The 17,079-nt window shown below is 36.3% G+C and carries 13 protein-coding genes; 11 read left to right on the top strand and 2 right to left on the bottom strand.

What is annotated here, in order from left to right:
* The first annotated feature begins 6 nt into the window (after window positions 1-6).
* The 3 genes from KP710_RS02615 (at window position 7) to KP710_RS02605 (ending at window position 5,688) form a co-directional block, all read left to right on the top strand.
* Window positions 7-3,276, top strand: coding sequence for a TonB-dependent receptor domain-containing protein (locus tag KP710_RS02615; protein WP_252346353.1), 3,270 nt, complete (start codon window positions 7-9; stop codon window positions 3,274-3,276).
* Window positions 3,277-3,375: 99 nt separating this feature from the next.
* Window positions 3,376-4,194 (top strand): Slam-dependent surface lipoprotein, encoded by an 819-nt coding sequence (locus KP710_RS02610; RefSeq protein ID WP_140523098.1) that lies wholly within the window; start codon window positions 3,376-3,378, stop codon window positions 4,192-4,194.
* A 54-nt stretch (window positions 4,195-4,248) separates the two neighbouring features.
* The gene (locus tag KP710_RS02605; protein WP_140523102.1) at window positions 4,249-5,688 is read left to right on the top strand and encodes a porin family protein; all 1,440 of its coding nucleotides are present in this window, start codon (window positions 4,249-4,251) and stop codon (window positions 5,686-5,688) included.
* 65 nt (window positions 5,689-5,753) lie between these two features.
* On the opposite strand, the gene KP710_RS02600 is transcribed toward KP710_RS02605, so the two are convergent.
* Entirely contained in the window at window positions 5,754-7,016 is a 1,263-nt protein-coding gene (locus KP710_RS02600) for an HlyC/CorC family transporter (RefSeq protein ID WP_005638729.1), read from the bottom strand.
* A 135-nt stretch (window positions 7,017-7,151) separates the two neighbouring features.
* Window positions 7,152-7,937, bottom strand: a complete 786-nt coding sequence (locus tag KP710_RS02595; RefSeq protein ID WP_140523107.1) for a cytochrome C assembly family protein — start codon at window positions 7,935-7,937, stop codon at window positions 7,152-7,154.
* Window positions 7,938-8,080: 143 nt separating this feature from the next.
* On the opposite strand from KP710_RS02595, the gene ffh reads away from it, so the two are divergent.
* The 8 genes from ffh to murE all read left to right on the top strand — a co-directional run bounded on the left by ffh (window position 8,081) and on the right by murE (window position 17,076).
* Entirely contained in the window at window positions 8,081-9,469 is a 1,389-nt protein-coding gene (ffh, locus tag KP710_RS02590) for a signal recognition particle protein (RefSeq protein WP_140523112.1), read from the top strand.
* A 189-nt stretch (window positions 9,470-9,658) separates the two neighbouring features.
* Complete coding sequence (locus KP710_RS02585) at window positions 9,659-9,997, top strand: PM0253 family protein (protein WP_048954133.1); 339 nt, start codon at window positions 9,659-9,661, stop codon at window positions 9,995-9,997.
* Between the two features lie 186 nt (window positions 9,998-10,183).
* Entirely contained in the window at window positions 10,184-11,770 is a 1,587-nt protein-coding gene (locus tag KP710_RS02580; protein WP_048954132.1) for a carbon starvation CstA family protein, read from the top strand.
* 204 nt (window positions 11,771-11,974) lie between these two features.
* Window positions 11,975-12,430, top strand: a complete 456-nt coding sequence (gene mraZ, locus KP710_RS02575; RefSeq protein WP_048954131.1) for a division/cell wall cluster transcriptional repressor MraZ — start codon at window positions 11,975-11,977, stop codon at window positions 12,428-12,430.
* A 37-nt stretch (window positions 12,431-12,467) separates the two neighbouring features.
* Window positions 12,468-13,433: a 16S rRNA (cytosine(1402)-N(4))-methyltransferase RsmH gene (rsmH, locus tag KP710_RS02570; RefSeq protein WP_048954130.1), complete on the top strand. Its 966-nt coding sequence runs from the start codon at window positions 12,468-12,470 to the stop codon at window positions 13,431-13,433.
* A gap of 2 nt (window positions 13,434-13,435) precedes the next feature.
* Window positions 13,436-13,759, top strand: coding sequence for a cell division protein FtsL (gene ftsL / locus KP710_RS02565; RefSeq protein ID WP_048954129.1), 324 nt, complete (start codon window positions 13,436-13,438; stop codon window positions 13,757-13,759).
* An 11-nt stretch (window positions 13,760-13,770) separates the two neighbouring features.
* Window positions 13,771-15,600, top strand: a complete 1,830-nt coding sequence (locus KP710_RS02560; protein ID WP_048954128.1) for a penicillin-binding transpeptidase domain-containing protein — start codon at window positions 13,771-13,773, stop codon at window positions 15,598-15,600.
* A gap of 9 nt (window positions 15,601-15,609) precedes the next feature.
* Complete coding sequence (gene murE / locus KP710_RS02555) at window positions 15,610-17,076, top strand: UDP-N-acetylmuramoyl-L-alanyl-D-glutamate--2,6-diaminopimelate ligase (protein WP_215770900.1); 1,467 nt, start codon at window positions 15,610-15,612, stop codon at window positions 17,074-17,076.
* Window positions 17,077-17,079: the final 3 nt, after the last annotated feature.

Below are 17,079 nucleotides of genomic sequence, written 5' to 3'. Positions count from 1 at the left end.
AAAAAAATGAAACATAAATTTTCCTTTATGCTATGTCCACTCACCTTGCTTATTCATCAAACTATCTATGCTTCCCCACAAATAAATCAGCTTGATACGATCTCTGTTTTAGGTACTTCTGAAAGTAAGGCCGAAGCAGGTAAAGATAAAATGTTTTCAGAAAACCAAGTAACCGAATATAAAAGCAAAAAAGAAATTGAAACTTACAAAGGACATTCTGTAGCGGATTTATTGACAGGCACAACGGGCGTATATAGTGGTGATGCACGCAATAGCGGTGCGTTGGATCCAAATATTCGTGGTGTACAGGGGCAAGGTCGAATTCCTGTTTTAGTTGATGGCACAGAACAAGCTATCACTGTTTGGCGTGGTTTTGCGGGTGTGAGCAACCGTAACTATCTTGATCCTTTCTTAATTAGTAGTGTCTCTGTTGAAAAAGGCCCAAATTTGAACCGCACTTTAGATAGTGGCGCAGCGGGCACTATTCGTTTAAGCACATTAGAACCTGATGACATTATTAAAAAAGGTGAAAAATTTGGTATCGAATTTAAAGCTGAAACAGCTAATAATTCGATTAAGCAACGTGGTTATCCTATTCCTGTTGGTCAAGATTTCCGTAAACTTAATCACCCTGAAGATATGGGCTTAGGTTCTATTTCAGCTTATTTTAGAACATCTGATCGTTATCCTGCTCGTTCTCATGGTAGAAATAAATTCTTTAATGACAATGCCTATCGCTTAGCCATCGCAACAAAAGATGAGCATTTTGAAGGTTTAGTTGCTTATGCTTATCGCAATAAAGGAAATTATTTTGCGGGTTCAAAAGGTGGACATAATTATGGAGAAGGAAAAACTTTGGATGAATATGCAAATCAAGAAAACTTCAATCCGAATTATTATTCCACCGATGATCCTTACATTCCTTGGATTGCCATTGTTTATCATCCGAAAAAAGAAGTTCCTAACACATCTTTTGAATCCGAATCTTATTTAGGCAAAGCGACCATTAAGTTTAACGATCACACTAAATTAAAATTTGGCTTACGCCATAGCGATATGCATTATGGTGAAATTATGCCTTCCCGTTTATGGCAAACCAGCTATCAACAAGGCACAGTGTTGCAATGGCCGCTTGCCAATGTAAAACAAACCGCAGTGAATACAGATTTTGAATATAACCCTGAAAATAATAAATGGGTGAATTTGCGCCTTGGAGCCTATGCTGTATTTAATCATGCCAAAACCAATACTTCAGGCGGAAGCCCTTCCGATATTATTTTTGATGATATGGGATTTAATTCTGTAGGAACTGATCTTGCTGCACCTGAAATTAAACAACCAGGGGACGAAGGTTATGAACAATATTTAATAAAAAAAGCCGAATATATAAAACAAATACGTGAAAAATGGAAAGAATACGCTAATTCCCATGATAAAACACCAAATATTAAGGGGGTTTTTGATACCAAAGAAGCGCAAGCACAATGGTCGAAAGATAATCATTATGGTGTTTATGCCAGCAACCGTTTTGAAGTTACTCCAAAATTAAATTTTGATGTCATGAGTAATTACAAATGGGAGAATCTAAATTCTGAAAATGAATTTACTAAAAACACGCCACTTGCAAACGAGATATGTGGTGGTTGGGGTCATGGCGATAAATTAGGCAGTAATATTTATTGCCCAAGCTGGGATTACCATATGAGTGGCGAACGTCACGGAAAACGCAAAGAATTAAATGTAGGCTTTAATTTCCAATATAGCCCTGTGGATTGGTTAGTTTTAGATGCTGGTGCAAAATATACGCACTATAAATCACGTGATGATGGGTTGAGAAAGCAAATTCAGGATAAGCAAAGGGAAGAGGTGTTGTATCCAGCGGCTATTCGCTTTGATTATAGAGAGCTGCCAAATATTACTGAAGACATGATAAAAAAATATAATAACTATAAGAACTTTGGTATTAAAGAAGAAGAGTTCAAAAATGAATTCTCAAAAAGTAATCCAGAACCCAAAAGAAGTAACTATAATACATCAGGAGAATGGTTTAAGGATAGAAAAATATGGAGTAGAAATAGAAGGGAATATGTTAATGCAAAATTAATAGAAAGCAACTTATCTAAACCTACAGATGAAGACTCTCACATAGCTAAAATTTTAGAAGAAAGAAACGGATTAAGTGGAGAGGAAAAAACAATTTATTGGGAAAGAGATCAATATGGAAACTTTAATTTAGATAATTCGCCTATTAATAAGTATTTTACAGATGATAAATTGAAAGAAGAGCAATTTAATCCAGCAACTAACCAAACTGAAAAAACAATTCAGTATATTAGTGCCAATTTTTCCCAATTAGAAAAACGCAACCCAACGGAAGAACAATGGGAAAAAATGAAAAAAGCAAAACGAACAGCCCACGCTTGGGCTCCTGCTTTTGGGGCGACTGTACTTGTTACTGACAATATTCGTATTTATGCGAGATATACAGAAACAAAACGTATGCCAAGTATTTTTGAAGATACTATTGGTTATTCCATTACTGAACTTCATCCATTCTATGATCGAAAACCTGAACATAGCAAAAATATTGAGATCGGTTATGTGCAGGATTTGCGAGGTTTATTACCCAATGCACGACGTGCTGATATTCGTCTAAATTATTTCCATAATTTAACGAAAAATGTATTTGATCGTGATGTGAATTATGAAATGAAACAGTTTGATAAACGAATGTTATCTGGCTTAGAGTTTCAAACTCGATATGATCAAGGTAATTTCTTTGCTGATTTAGGTATCGTTTATAACCTTAAAAATAAATTCTGCGATAAAAATTCAGCAATACTTGATCGAGGTATTTGGGATTATGGTAGAAATGTAAAAAAACCAAGAGCTCTTCCAGAATGCGTAAATGGTGGCAATGCTGAAGGCTATTTAAAACATACGATAGCACCAAAATATTCCATCACGGCTAACCTTGGCATCCGTGCTTTAGATGAGCGCTTAGAATTAGGTACTCGCTGGCTTTATCATTCTCAAGTAAAAGACAGCCGTGCAAAATCATTAAGAGATGCGGGCTTCTTAGGAAGCACTGAAACCAACCGCTGGAATCCAGTATTAGTGGTTGATGCTTATGCTTCCTATAAAGTAAATGAAAACCTTCAATTAGAATTGGTGGGAACAAATATTACTGATCGTTATTATCTTGATCCACTCACACGTTCTAGTATGCCTGCACCAGGAAGAACGATCAAATTAGGTTTCACCGCAAAATTTTAAATGAAAATAATTATCATATTTGTTTTTGTGATATGATGACTTTGGTTCAAGACGATTAATGTCTTGATTTTATAAACCTTCTATAATAAGGAAATTATTATGAAAAAACTAAGTAAAATTGCAGTAGCAGTAATGGCTTGTGGGGTTGTTGGTTTTACACAAGCACAGGTAGTGGGAAATGTATCAACTGATACAAATCAAACTCGATATATAAAAATCAAGGCAGGAGAAAAAGATGGAAAGGCTGGCGTTGAAATATATGACAGTAGTATTCCTAATGATCCCGCTGTCTTAAGTAAAACAGCAAATAATAAAGGTCAATCAATGGCTTTAATGGCTGAGCGTGCAGACAAATGGATTTCGCATATTACTGGCGTTGCTAAAAAAGATTCCAATGGCGTAGTTGTTGCTAAAATGCAAAATATGCCTAAATTGACTTTAATTATGCCAGATCATACTGGATTAGGAAGATTGTCCTTTAAACAAGTTGGCAATATGGATACTTACTATGGTGAATGGGAAAACGTAGCAGGAAGCAACACAAAAGAAAAAAATGTTAGTGTTTATTACGTAGGTTCAAACCCAACTACAAAATTGCCTAGTGGAAAAGTGACTTATAATGTTCAAGGTATCAATAAATACACTGATTTCAATAAAGAATTGATGAAAGGTAGATTTGATGTCGATTTTGATGATGGCTTTATAGAAGGTCATTTAGGTAAAACTAATTTTACCATCCATATTGAAAGCGAAATCAATAAATCTAAAGCCACTTTTGAGGGGGAAGCTACAGCAGAAGGTATCACTGGTAAATCAGAAGGACGTTTCTATGGTGCGAAAGCTGAAGGCTTAGCAGGCATGGCAACATTTGCTTCAAAACCTGAATACAACACAGCCTTTGGCGGTACTAAAAATTAAGTTTAATAAACAAAAGGCTTGCGAAAGCAAGCCTTACTGTAAACAGGATGTTTTATGTCGAAATTCCCTTTTATCTTTCTTTTTATTCCTTTTTTGGTACTTGCTGAAAATCAAGAAAAAGATTTCCGCTTACAGCAACAATCTCAATTAAATCAACAACGACAAGAACAACAATTTATTCAACAAGATAAATTCTTTACTACATTAACAATAAACAACCAAGAATTTGATGTGAGTGATAATATAGAAGAAATAATGACCGCTCTTTTTCTTGCAATTAATCACAAACAAACGAATGATATTGAACATTTATTAATCCGTTATAAACAATTTCCGCAAGCAGAACAAGGAATGATTTTATTTGCAGAAGCGAATATTGCATTTAATCAAGGAAATACCAAAAAAGCCATTCAACTTTACGAGCAACTTGTTCAACAAGAACCTGATTTCACACGCGGAAAATTAGATTTAGCTAAACTCTATTTTCTAAACTGGCAAAACAATCAATCTAAAATTCTTTTTAATCAGATAGCATTGCCACAACAACCAAATGTAATGGCACGTGTTAACCAATATTTATCACAACTTGATTATCGCCAATCGTGGCAAGGTTCCTTTTCTTTTGGCACAATTTATAATTCTAATTTAAATCAATCTGGAAATGAAACTAGTAAAGAAATTGTCGAAAATCCTTATCTTGGTACATTAGAATTTACACGAACTAGACCAACTATTCAAAAAAGCACAGGATTTAGTTATGAAGCTGTATTAAATAAATATACTGAAATATTAAATAATCAAGGTATTATTTTTAAAGGATTAGCTTATGGTGAGTTTTACCCTAAAAAATCAGAATTTACGGAACATAATATTTCACTTGGATTAGGATACCGTTTTAAAGATCAAAAAAATCAATTAGATCTTTATCCTTTAATTGAAAAAACAAGAGCCTATCATCATTGGTATAGCGAGAGAAAAGGGTTTAATATTTCTTATTCAAAGATTTTTAATCCGAATTTATACTTTTCTTTGCAAACAGAATATAAATGGGAAAAATATCAAGATCGTAATTTATCTTATCAAGATGGAAAAATTCTCTCTTTCTTTTCTACTTTAGTTTATAGCTTACCAAATGATTGGATTTTATTTGGTGGATTGGATTATGCGAAAAAGTTTTCAACAGAATCAAAAATTGATCAATATGCTAGAAAGGGGATTAGAATAGGTATTAATAAAAGTTTTGAAAGCGGAATTGATATTACTGCGCAAGGTATTTTTAGAAAAATAGATTATCAAGATTATAATGCCCTTTTAGGAAAAACAAGAAAAGATAATGAACAAAAATATCTGTTTACCTTTGCTATTCCTAAATTCAAATTTTACGATATTGTGCCTAGTATCAATTTTATTCATACAAATCATCAGAGTAACGTAGAAATGTTATATCGCTATAAACAGAATGAAGTGGTATTGAAATTTGAAAAAACGTTTTAAAAACAAACCGCACTTTGAGAGATATTTAACTCTAAGTGCGGTTCAATTTGTCTGAGTTTTTATGATTAAAGTTTGACGACTTTCGCTTGTTTAATCATATTATCGCCCACTTCAAGAATGGTAATTTGCAAGCCATCAATTTCGCAAACTGTGCCTTCATCGGGAATTTCTTCTAAGTGTTCTAGGATTAAACCATTAAACGTGCGGGCATCTTCAGTATCCAATTCCCAGTTAAACATTTTGTTGAGATCGCGTAGGTTGGCAGAGCCATCAATAATCATGGAACCATCGGATTGTTGAGTTACTTCCTCGTCAATGCTTGGGGCGGTGGAAGTGGTAAAATCACCAACGATTTCTTCCAAAATATCTTCCAAAGTTACAAGCCCTTTAATATCGCCGTATTCATCCACCACTAAGCCAATGCGCTCTTTATTTGCACGGAAATTCGCAAGTTGAGTTTTTAATGGCGTGCTTTCAGGAATGAAATACACTTCATCAGCGGCACGAATTAAGGTTTCTTTGGTAAATTCATTTTTTTCAAGCAGTAAGCGGAATGCTTCACGCACGCGCAAAATACCAAGCACTTGTTCATCAAGGCTGCCTTTGTAGAGCACAACGCGGTTATGTGCTGCGTGATTGAGCTGGCGCATAATGGCTTTCCAGTCATCATCAATATCAATGCCGCCAATTTCGTTGCGCGGAACCATAATGTCATCAACGGTGACAGTTTCCATATCTAAAATAGAAAGCAACATTTGTGGATGTTGTTCATCAGGTGTCGCTTCACCCGCTTCTGATACGATACTACGAAGTTCCTCACGGCTAATTACTTGTTTTTGCATATCGGGTTTTAATCCCACCAAATGCATTAATGATTTGGTAAAAATATTCATCAACCAAACTAGCGGATAGAAGATTTTAAGTAATACCGTCAGAATATGGCTAGACACAAAACCGACTTTTTCCGCGTGCATCGCAGCCACCGTTTTGGGGAAAATTTCAGAAAAGACAAGCATCACGAAAGTGAGCAAACCCGTTGCAATCGCCACGCCGGCATCACCGTATAAACGCATACCAATCATGGTCGCAATCGCCGATGCACTGATATTCACAAGGTTATTAAAAATAAGAATAAAGCTTAACAAGGTATCTGGCTTTTCTAGCAGTTTTTCTGCTTTTTGTGCGCCTTTATTACCTTGTTCGGATAGAAAACGAAGACGATATTTATTGAGAGAGAGTAGCCCGGTTTCTGAACCAGAAAAATATGCAGATAACACTAAACAGATAATGAGAATAATCAATAAAGTACTAAGGGGAATACTGTCCAAGGGAAAATCCTTTTGTTCGTTAATCACATCATAGGGCGTAATTTATTGAAGCATAAATTAGTCGAGCTAATTAAGTTTATGTAATAAGTTATGCCCTATGGAATAATAAAGGCGAACTTGAATTCGCCCTTATTTTTAAATCAGCCGACTGCCAAAATAAGCAATCGTGAGTAAGATAATACCTGAAATTGCATAAATTATCATCCTTTTTCCATGCCATCCTTTTTTCCAATGACCAAAAAGTGCGATGCCAAAGACAATCCAAGCAAAAAATGAAAATAGTGCTTTGTGAATATTTTCCGCAGTTAATGCATTGATAGAATGATAAATACCTGAAATTAATGTCAGTGTTAATAATAATTCACCAAAAGCAAATACCCTTGCAAAATGACGTTCAACGGTCATTAAAGAAGGTATAATCGGAGAAAAGTTCGTTTTTTTGGCTTTTAATGAACGATCAATCCAATTGAGTTGGATTGCATAAAGCATGGCAATAAAGCATACGGCATAAGTAAATATTGATAAGCCTATATGAAATAACATCGCAGAATCTTGATTGAGTAATTGAATAAAATGACTTGGTATAAATGTTGCCAAAATTAAGTTAAAAATTGAAAAGGCAAAGACGATAGGCAAAACGAACCAGATAGAATTCACTGATAAAATAGCAAATACTGCAAGGGCAGAGATGCTAACACTCATTAATGAACTAATTTGAATTAATGTGAATGTATGCTCTTCAGCTAATTCTTTTAAGGAAGGGAAAAGCGTAATACCGTGTAATGCTATCGCAAAAAGTGCGGTAAAAAACAACGGTGCTTTTTTCGGAGAATGTTGTGTGTTTTCTACGGACGTAAGTAAAGGAGCGATCATCAACACACTAATTAGATAAAATAAAATCGAAAAAATAGCAAACCACATAATTTCTTTTCTCTGTTTGGGAATAGTTCGTATTTTATCGTTCTCACACACAATTCGCTATAAATTTATTTGAAATGATGAAAAACGCCTAAATTTCGGTATAATCAAGGCAATTTTTTTAGAAAAAAACAGGATTACGAGTCATGTTTGATAATTTATCGGATCGCCTTTCTAAAACTTTACGCAATATCACGGGAAAAGGCCGTTTAACGGAAGATAATATTAAAGAAACCTTGCGCGAAGTGCGTATGGCATTACTTGAAGCAGATGTTGCTTTACCTGTGGTGCGTGAATTTATCACAAAAGTAAAAGAAAGCGCGCTTGGGGAAGAAGTCAATAAAAGTTTAACGCCAGGGCAAGAGTTCTTAAAAATCGTTCAGCGTGAGCTTGAAAAAGCCATGGGTGAAGCGAATGAGAGTTTAAACCTAGCAACCCAACCACCAGCGGTTATCTTAATGGCGGGTTTACAAGGGGCGGGTAAAACCACCAGCGTGGGTAAATTGGCAAAATTCTTGCGTGAACGCCATAAAAAGAAAGTGTTAGTGGTTTCTGCCGACGTATATCGCCCAGCTGCAATTAAGCAACTTGAAACCTTGGCTCAATCCGTTGGCGTGGATTTTTTCCCATCGGATGTTAAACAAAATCCAGTTGATATTGCTAAGGCGGCGCTTGCGGATGCAAAACTGAAATTCTACGATGTGTTGATTGTGGATACGGCAGGTCGCCTACACGTTGATACGGAAATGATGGACGAAATCAAGCAAGTCCATGCAGCATTAAATCCAATTGAAACTCTTTTCACTGTTGATGCGATGACTGGTCAAGATGCGGCCAATACGGCAAAAGCCTTTAATGAAGCATTGCCGCTTACCGGTGTTATTTTGACGAAAGTGGACGGTGATGCGCGTGGTGGTGCAGCGTTATCAATTCGTCAAATCACAGGTAAACCAATCAAATTCTTGGGTGTGGGCGAGAAAACAGAAGCACTTGAGCCGTTCCATCCAGACCGTGTCGCTTCTCGTATTTTGGGCATGGGCGATGTGCTTTCACTGATTGAAGATCTTGAACGTTCTGTTGATCGTGAGAAAGCAGAAAAAATGGCGCAGAAATTCAAGAAAGGCGATGATTTCACTTTAGATGATTTCCGCGAACAGCTGATCGAAATGAAAAAAATGGGCGGTATGATGTCTATGCTTGAGAAATTACCGGGCGCAAAAAATTTGCCTGATCACGTTAAAAATCAAGTGGATGACAAAATGTTTGTCAAAATGGAAGCAATCATTAACTCTATGACCTTAAAAGAACGTGCCAACCCAGATATTATCAAAGGATCTCGCCGTCGTCGTATTGCATTAGGTTCTGGCACTCAAGTGCAAGATGTCAATAAATTACTTAAACAATTCGATGAAATGCAACGTATGATGAAGAAAATGCGTAAAGGTGGCATGGCTAAAATGATGCGTGGAATGCAAGGCTTAATGGGCGGAGGCTTGGGCGGTCTTGGTGGTTTAGGCGGAATGTTTAAACGATAATTTCATAAGATCAAAGTGCGGTTAAAAAAGAAATATTTTTAATCGCACTTTGTTTTGGGCAAAATATTAGCCTAAGTGTCATTTATAAGTGAATTTTAGTTGAAATAATACCCGGTACTTAGTATGGGAATTTTCTTTACTTCATTCTATACTCATTACACATTTCAACTTTTTCTATAAAAATTCAACATGAATAATAATCCATTCCAAGTTAACTGGTCATCTAAGGGACATACATTATGTTTGGGACATTGGGAAATTAAATATCTTGGTTTACCCGTCGTGTTACCTCGAGAGCGCCAAGATAAAGATATGGGAACAGAAAATATTTATAATTTTATGGATCCTGAAGATGAGCTTTATCGCGAGGGATTGGGTGAGGATGATTGGATTGTTGAAAATATTGAATGGCTTTCTGATGTATTTATTGAGCATAATATTCCTTTAGAGGAAAATATAATGAGAGCATTTTATCAAGCAGTAAATCAGGCCGATTGGCGCTGCGGGAGCTGTGGAGGGTGTATTTAACTTTGAGAGTATCAATCTGTTTTATTCTTTTAATGTAAATAGTGTTATTAATAAATGTGATAAAAGTCACAAATTTTAAAAAAACTCTTAAATTCAATTTTTGATTTCTATCAATTTGACATAGAATACGGCCGCTAATTTAGAGTATATCTAAATATTATTACCCATCTTTTGAGGAGTATTTCTATGTTGTGGTTTTTCTTTTGTGTAGCCATTCTTATTCTTGGTTACTTTATTTATGGAAAAATTATCGAAAAAATCTTTGTCATTAATCCAAAACGTCAAACACCAGCCTATCAAATAAATGATGGTGTGGATTATATGCCAATGTCAAAAACTAAGATTTGGTTAATTCAATTGTTGAATATTGCTGGTACTGGCCCAATTTTTGGCCCTATTCTTGGTGCATTATACGGACCTGTCGCGATGTTATGGATTGTACTAGGCTGTATTTTTGCTGGGGCAGTACATGATTATTTCTGCGGTATGTTGAGTATCCGTCATGGTGGTGCAACAATGCCATATTTAGCCGGTAAATTCTTAGGTCGCCCTGTAAAAGTATTTATTAACACATTAGCGCTTGTACTTTTATTATTAGTAGGTGTTGTGTTTGTATCAAGCCCAGCTCAATTAATGGGTACGATTACCATGGACTTATTGGGCGCATCTCAAGGAGCGTTACAATTAGGTGATGCTGAAGCTGTTCATCATGCAGTTGAAGCCGGTGGTATCAAAGTATGGGGAATGGATAAAGCAACTGTTGTTGCAGTTTGGACGATTATTATCTTTGCTTACTATATTCTTGCGACTTTATTACCGATCGATAAAATTATCGGTCGAATCTATCCGCTTTTTGGCGCATTATTGCTATTTATGTCTGTGGGTATGGTGTATGGCTTAGTTTCTGCACACTTTAGTGCTGTTGATCCTATTGAGTTCTTCCGTACTATCAATGCAGATGGTCAAGGTTTAACTTTAGAGAAATTCACACAAAACTTCCAAGTGAAGGGTGATGTTCCAATTTGGCCATTGTTGTTCTTAACTATTTCTTGTGGTGCATTATCTGGTTTCCACGCAACTCAAACTCCTTTAATGGCGCGTTGTGCTGAAAATGAAAAAGAAGGTCGTTTTATCTTTTACGGTGCAATGATTGCTGAAGGTGTAATTGCGCTAATCTGGTGTATGGTTGGTCTCGCATTCTATGAAAATCCACAAGCATTACAAGATGCAATTTCTGCAGGATCACCATCTAAAGTTGTATATGACAGTTCATTACATTTCTTAGGTTTTGTTGGTGGTATTTTTGCTGTGTTAGGTGTGGTTGTTTTACCTATCACTTCTGGTGATACCGCATTCCGTGCTGCTCGTTTACAATTAGCGGAAATTTTCCATATTGACCAACGTTCATTATCTAAACGCTTATTAATTGCTGTACCACTATTCGTATTAGGCTATTTTGTTTCAACCATTGACTTTAGCGTATTATGGCGTTATTTCACTTGGGCAAACCAAATGACAGCAATGGTAATGTTATGGACAGCAGCTGCATATTTATATCGTTATCATAAATTCCATTGGGTTGCGTCTATTCCTGCTTGGTTTATTACCACAGTGTGTGCAACTTATTTATATTACAATCCAATTGGTTTCCACTTAGATTATCAATTGTCAGTATATTTAGGTTTGGCAACAACAGTAGTATGTATCATATTATTCTTTACGTTACTTAAACCATTCGGTGATCGTGACGAAGAAGCTTATGTGAATAATTAATTAAGAACATCTGGTTGAAAAAAGCCGTTTGGGATATTTTCTCAAACGGCTTTTTATTTTGATAAAAAATAGGGTTATATCAGGGATAATCGCTTGCAACTTAAGCAAACAAATTATAAACTTACGTAGATGTGGAGAAAAGTGGTGTTTTGTGGAGATTTTTAGAAAAATTTCTCAAAATAAGTTTAATTTTGAAGGCGTAATATGTTTCGTGGTGCAACAGCGGTTAATTTAGATTCTAAGGGACGCGTAGCGATCCCAACCCGCTATCGCTCTGAAATTCTTGAAAAGAACCAAGGGCAAATGGTTTGTACCGTCGATATTCGCCAACCTTGTCTTTTACTTTATCCCCTTGATGAATGGGAAAAAATCGAACAAAAACTTCTCGAACTTTCTAATTTTGATCCTACCCAACGCCGTTTGCAACGAGTAATGCTTGGTCATGCCACTGAATGTGAGATGGATGCTCAGGGCCGTATTTTGCTTAGTGGACCATTACGCCAACATGCAAAATTAGAAAAAGGTTTAATGTTAGTAGGACAACTTAATAAATTTGAAATTTGGAGTGCTGTAGAATGGCATGCTCAAATTGAAGAAGATATGGAAATTGGTTCAAGTGCAGACTTTGCGTCTGAGGCTCTGAAAGATTTCTCATTATAGAAAATGATTCACCGTTTTTTACTTTTATATTGTATTTATGGATACCGAAAATTCCTTTTCTTCACCTGAACATATCACAGTTTTACTTCACGAAGCCGTGAATGGCTTGGCATTGAAGGAAAATGGAATTTATATTGACGGTACTTTTGGCCGTGGTGGACATTCTCGCTTAATCCTTTCTAAATTATCCCCAAATGGTCGTCTTATTGGCGTTGACCGCGATCCTAGAGCCATTGCTGAAGCTCAAAAAATTCAAGACCCACGTTTTCAGATTGAACATAACAGCTTTTCTCATATTCCTGAAATTTGTGAAAAATTAAATTTGGTTGGCAAAATTGATGGTATTTTGCTTGATCTTGGCGTGTCATCTCCCCAGCTTGATGAAGCAGAACGTGGTTTTAGTTTTATGAAAGATGGCCCACTTGATATGCGTATGGACACGACTCAAGGTTTATCAGCAGCAGAATGGTTAAAACAAGTATCGGTTGAGGATTTAACTTGGGTTTTGAAAACTTTTGGCGAGGAGCGTTTTGCTAAACGTATTGCCACTGCTATTGTTGATTACAACAAAAGTGCGGCCAAAAATGGCACAGAATTTTTATCACGTACTAGTCAATTAGCTGAGCTTATTTCACAAGCGGTACCTTTTAAAGATAAACATAAACATCCTGCGACTCGTAGTTTCCAGGCCATTCGTATTTTCATCAATTCAGAACTAGACGAATTGGAAAGTGTACTCAATTCTGCTTTAGACATGTTAGCGCCAGAAGGGCGTTTATCAATTATTAGTTTCCATTCTTTGGAAGATAGAATGGTGAAACATTTTATGAAAAAACAAAGTAAAGGTGAGGATATCCCTAAAGGTTTACCATTGCGAGAAGACCAAATTCAACGTAATCAGAAATTAAAACTAATTGGTAAAGCAATTCAACCAAGTGAGGCGGAAATTCAAGCAAATCCTCGTTCAAGAAGTGCAGTATTGCGTGTAGCGGAGAGAATTTAGTGATGTCTGAAAATAATAAACCTCGTTATCCGTTACAGCAGATTTTAGTTGAAGATTTATTTTCTTCAAATAAGTTAATTGTTTTCTTATTAATAGCAATTTTGGTATCCGCAATGGGCGCTATTTGGGTGACGCATAAAACACGTCAGTTAATTTCTGAAAATGGTGCACTTATTTTACAACGGCAAGCGCTTGAAAATGAATATCGAAATTTACAGGTGCAGGAAGCGACTGAAGGGGATAGCACAAGAGTAGAATCTATTGCTGTAGGTACTTTAAAAATGAAACCTTTAACGACAGAACAAGAAGTTGAGATTAGAGAATAATAGGTAAAAAGATGGTTAAATTCAATTCTTCTCGTAAATCAAATAAGTCTAAAAAAACAATTAGAAAATTAACCGCACCTGAAGCCGTGAAACATAACAAACCGAAAATGGTGTTTGATAAATGTTTTATGCGTGGACGTTATATTATTTCGGTATTTTTTGTTTTTCTTGGTTTGTGTGCATTGGTAGCTCGCGCCGGTTATGTCCAATCTATTAATGCTGATACCTTATCTGGCGAGGCAGATAAACGTTCGTTACGTAAAGATGAAATTCTTTCAGTGCGTGGTTCAATTTTAGATCGTAATGGGCAATTATTATCGGTAAGTGTTCCGATGAGTGCAATAGTAGCTGATCCCAAAACGATGTTAAAAGAAGATGCTTTAGCGGATAAAGAGCGTATTAATGCATTAGCGCAAGAGATAGGAATGAGTAGCAATGACTTGATTAAAAAAATTGAGAAAAATTCAAAATCAGGTTATTTGTATTTGGCTCGTCAAGTAGAGTCAAATAAAGCAGATTATATTAAAAAATTAAACGTTAAAGGCGTTTTCTTAGAAACTGAACATCGTCGTTTTTATCCACGTGTAGAAGAAGCTGCACATTTAGTTGGTTATACTGATATTGATGGGAATGGTATAGAAGGGATAGAGAAAAGTTTTAATACCATGCTTGTGGGGAAAGATGGTTCACGCACAGTACGTAAAGATAAGCGAGGTAACATTGTTGAACACATTTCTGATGAAAAAAAATATGATGCGCAAGATGTTACGTTAAGTATTGATGAAAAATTACAATCTATGGTGTATCGTGAAATTAAAAAAGCGGTATCAGAAAATAATGCTGAATCAGGTACGGCTGTATTAGTTGATGTTCGTACAGGAGAAGTATTAGCCATGGCTACTGCGCCATCGTATAACCCGAATAATCGTGTTGGTGTTAAATCAGAATTAATGCGTAATCGTGCTATTACGGATACCTTTGAGCCAGGTTCTACTGTAAAGCCTTTAGTTGTGTTAACTGCACTTCAACGTGGTGTAGTTCGTCGCGATGAAGTTATTAATACGGGATCTTTTACAGTAAGTGGAAAAGAAATTGTAGACGTAGCACCACGTGCGCAACAAACATTAGATGAAATATTAATTAATTCAAGTAACCGTGGTGTAAGTCGCCTTGCGTTACGTATGCCGCCTAGTGCTTTGATGGAAACCTATCAAAATGCAGGTTTAGGTAAGTCGACAGATTTGGGATTGATTGGTGAACAGGCCGGGATTTTAAATGCCAATCGTAAACGTTGGGCGGATATTGAACGTGCAACGGTTTCTTATGGTTATGGTATTACTGCAACACCACTCCAAATAGCTAGGGCTTATGCAACGCTTGGTAGCTTCGGTATTTATCGTCCACTCTCTATTACAAAAGTTGATCCACCTGTAATTGGGAAACGAGTTTTTTCTGAAAAAATCACGAAGGATATTGTCGGTATTTTAGAAAAAGTAGCGATTAAAAATAAGCGAGCGATGGTTGAAGGATATCGTGTTGGTGTAAAAACGGGTACAGCACGTAAATTAGAGAATGGTCATTATGTGAATAAATACGTTGCATTCACAGCGGGGATTGCACCAATTAGTGATCCACGTTATGCCTTAGTCATTTTGATTAATGATCCAAAAGCTGGGGAATATTATGGTGGTGCGGTTTCAGCTCCTGTGTTCTCTAGTATTATGGGTTATGCATTACGTGCTAACGGAATTCCACAAGATGCGGAACCAACAGAAAAAACAATGAAAAGTGCGAAACGCATTGTATATGTTGGTGAGCGTAAGAATGAAAAAATGAATTAAGGAAAAATAATGAAAAAACTCACCGCACTTTTTGATTTACCTGCATTAAAGGATGAGATAGAACTCCATAATATGGTATTGGATAGCCGTAAAGTTAAAACAGGGGATCTTTTTGTCGCAATAAAAGGACATCAAGTCGATGGAAATCAATTTATTGATTCGGCTATTCACTCTGGTGCAAGTGCGGTGATTTCTGAGACAGAATTATCTAGCGAGCATTTAACAGTAACATTTATTGGGAATGTGCCAGTAGTTAAGTTTTATCAACTTGCACGCCATCTTTCGTCGTTGGCAGATATTTTCTATGATTCGCCTTCTAAAAAATTAACGCTTGTTGGCGTAACAGGGACAAATGGCAAGACTACTATTTCTCAATTATTAGCACAATGGGCGGAGCTATTAGGCCATCGTGCAGCAGTAATGGGAACAATTGGTAATGGACTTTTAGGTGCCGTAGTTGAGGCTAAGAATACGACAGGGTCTGCGGTAGAACTTCAGTCTTCCCTTGCCAAATTTAGACAAGATGGAGCCGATTTCGCTGCAATTGAGGTTTCATCACATGGTTTAGCCCAATATCGAGTAGAAGCATTACATTTTAAGGCCGCTATTTTTACAAATCTAACTCGTGATCATCTTGATTATCACCAAACAATGGAAAATTATGCTTCTGCTAAAAAACGTTTATTCACCGAATTAGATACGCAAATTAAAGTGATTAACGCTGATGATGAGATTGGCTGTCAATGGTTAAGTGAATTGCCTGATGCAATTGCGGTTAGTACAGGCACTGATTTCCAAGCAAACTCTCATCAATGGATGAAGGCAACAAATATCCACTATCACGCTCAAGGCGCAGAGATTACTTTTGAATCTAGCTGGGGTAATGGCGTATTGCATAGTCCATTAATCGGTGCTTTCAATGTAAGCAATTTGTTATTAGTAATGACCACGTTATTATCATTTGGTTACCCATTGGAAAATTTACTCGCTACGGCGAAATCTTTGAAAGGAGTATGTGGAAGAATGGAAATGATTCAGTATCCAAACAAGCCAACGGTCATCGTTGATTATGCTCACACCCCCGATGCATTAGAGAAGGCATTACTTGCAGCACGGGAGCACTGTCAAGGTGAATTATGGTGCATTTTTGGCTGTGGCGGTGATCGCGATCGAGGTAAACGTCCATTAATGGCAAAAGTGGCAGAACAATTTGCTGATAAAGTTATCGTGACAAAAGATAATCCGCGATCAGAGCCTTATAAACAAATTGAGGATGATATTGTTTCTGGTTTTATTAATATGGATAAAGTGGGTATTATTCCTGATAGAGAACAAGCTATCCAATTTGCAATTGAAAGTACTATTGAAAATGATGTGATTTTAATTGCGGGTAAAGGTCATGAGCATTATCAAATTATTGGTAATGAAGTGATTTCATTTTCTGATCAAGATGTAGCACATGATTTTTTAAAATAATAA

It is taken from the genome of Haemophilus sp. SZY H35 (assembly GCF_018829705.1).
GTDB lineage: Bacteria > Pseudomonadota > Gammaproteobacteria > Enterobacterales > Pasteurellaceae > Haemophilus > Haemophilus haemolyticus_K.
Note: the sequence above shows the minus strand (reverse complement) of the source record. Positions and strands in the feature narration are given on the sequence as shown.